We start from the raw sequence: 1,121 nt of genomic DNA, 5'->3' as shown, positions 1-1,121 counted from the left end.
TGGTATTGGCGTGAGATGACATACAAAATCCTTCGCCATCAATCGAAGTTTATATAATAATGAGATAAATTTACTTCATTAACGGATATTAATGTGGCATTTGTCAACTTGAATAATTTTTATATTAAAATGGTCGTGGTCTGCGTTCCATTTGTCGTTGGTGTCGGGCTTGCATGCTTGAGTTTCTTCGGGCACAGTCACAATCTATGGACTGGGTTTGGATATTTGATTACGTCCGTAGCAGTGAGTTTTTTCCTGTTGCGATGGTTGGTATGGGGAGATTTGAACCTCGCCAACGGTTCAGCCATTGCTACAATCGGAGGTGGGTTAGGTCTGATAGGAATCTTGGCTGGTTCAAATATTACTGATCCTGCATTTATTCAAGTGCGCACCGATTTACAGGCGTCCTTCTTAGATGCGTCCTTAAATTGCAAAGGTAATAAGACGTTATTTGACGGTGCTCTTACGTCTTGTTTAGCAGCTACTTCTAAGGATGCTTTGGCGTTGGGGCAAGAGTTGATTAAAGCCAGGTATTTAGCTCCGACATTATCTTTGGCAGATGGTGTGTATCATTCGAGCGATGAAGCAAAGGCGGATGCATGTTTAGTAAATTATTATTTACTTTCAAAGGAATGCCCAAGTAGCTTTATAGAATTCAATAAAAAACACCCAGAAGTTGCTAATCCGTCATCCAATAATAAGTAAGTTGATTTGAATTCTTGGATTGCGTGGTAAAAACATCAAAAAGTCTATCAGCATTAACAGTCTCTCTTAGTCAAGAGAGACTTTGGAGGCATGTATGACATTTTTAACTGGTCAGCCGATGAGAACCATACGCCTCTATGGAATACTTGGCTCAACATTTGGTCGTGAATTCCAACTTTCAGTAGCATCACCAAAAGAAGCTATCCGAGCATTGTGCGTTATCGTGCCAGGCTTCGAGCGTTTTTTGAATACCAGCAAGCAGCGTGGCCTAACCTATGCTGTTTTCAGCGGTAAGCGTAACCTGAACGATGATGAGTTCTCTATGGATCAGAGTACAGCTGACATCCGTATCGCGCCGGTTATCATCGGGAGTAAACGTGGTGGAGTATTCCAGACCATCTTAGGCGTGGCTTTGG

The 1,121-nt window shown here is 42.0% G+C and carries 1 protein-coding gene and 1 pseudogene; both read left to right on the top strand.

What is annotated here, in order from left to right; all coding sequences use genetic code 11:
* The first annotated feature begins 93 nt into the window (after nt 1-93).
* Nucleotides 94-705 (top strand): hypothetical protein, encoded by a 612-nt coding sequence (locus IM284_RS22660; RefSeq protein ID WP_193055954.1) that lies wholly within the window; start codon nt 94-96, stop codon nt 703-705.
* Nucleotides 706-799: 94 nt separating this feature from the next.
* Nucleotides 800-1,121 (top strand): annotated as a pseudogene (locus IM284_RS23525) (tail assembly protein); the annotation flags it as partial.

This window comes from Enterobacter cloacae complex sp. P12RS, from assembly GCF_014895875.1.
Classification (GTDB): domain Bacteria; phylum Pseudomonadota; class Gammaproteobacteria; order Enterobacterales; family Enterobacteriaceae; genus Enterobacter; species Enterobacter bugandensis.
Note: the sequence above shows the minus strand (reverse complement) of the source record. Positions and strands in the feature narration are given on the sequence as shown.